Source organism: Shewanella sp. SG41-4 (assembly GCF_014164505.1).
GTDB lineage: Bacteria > Pseudomonadota > Gammaproteobacteria > Enterobacterales > Shewanellaceae > Shewanella.
In genome coordinates, this window is the sequence record NZ_JACJFI010000718.1 from 1 (window position 1) to 891 (window position 891).

Genomic DNA, 891 nt, shown 5'->3' on the forward strand with positions numbered 1-891 from the left:
TAAAAATTCTGAAACTACTAAATGGTCAAAAATCGTTCCTCTTTTTCGGACAAGTAAAGAACATTCTGAAAGTATTCCTACTATGGCTATTCTTTTGCAGCAATACGAACTATGTCTATTTAACGCCAACATAGACACAGAAAGTAATGTATTTTTTATGTCCGGAAAAAACATAGCTCCAGATGAATTCGTTCATTTTATCGAAAACGATATCCAATTACCTCCCTATACTCAAGCACAAGTCAAATATTTCGACGAGGATGAAGTTACATTTTCACCTGTAAAAGTTGGTTCATTGATAACACCTCACTCATTAAGGGCTATGATCGATAGTGTTTACAGTCCTGCATTGGGTGAAAAAATCGTTTCTCAGTTAATGACAGGGCAAACAGAAGCCGCAGTCGGATATTATACTGTTGAACTAGATGTTGCATCTTCAGATTTACTTCACCATATGTCTTCATTGATGAACTTAAGCGGAAGACGTATAGCGAATAATATATCTTTGGATAAAGCTGATTTCCTAAACCGTTTATCTAAAGGTACAGCAGAAGAGGATTACCAAACTATATCTTTGAGTTTTGGGCATGATATCCCGAACTTAGATAGCGACTTACCTTCAACTGGATTATCTGCTTTACGTCTTGCGACAGCGAGTGATCTAGCATTTAATCGGACTCACATATGCCCATTCAATAACAAGTGCCCTAGAAGTATAGTAATTGAGATTGGTGAGTTTTCTTGCTCTAATTGTCCTTATACAGTTACCACAACTAACCATATACCAGCTATTGCTGGGGAGATTAGAAGACTTTCTGAGCCCTTGGTCAGCGCGAACAAAAAGCTCAAAAACACATTACAAGACTCAGTCGATATGGAAAAACTAAAGGC

1 protein-coding gene is annotated in these 891 nt (G+C 37.3%); it reads left to right on the plus strand.

The window, feature by feature from the left end; all coding sequences use genetic code 11:
* Positions 1-891 (plus strand): hypothetical protein (locus tag H5202_RS23480; protein WP_182774114.1); only part of this gene is annotated, 891 nt, incomplete at both ends.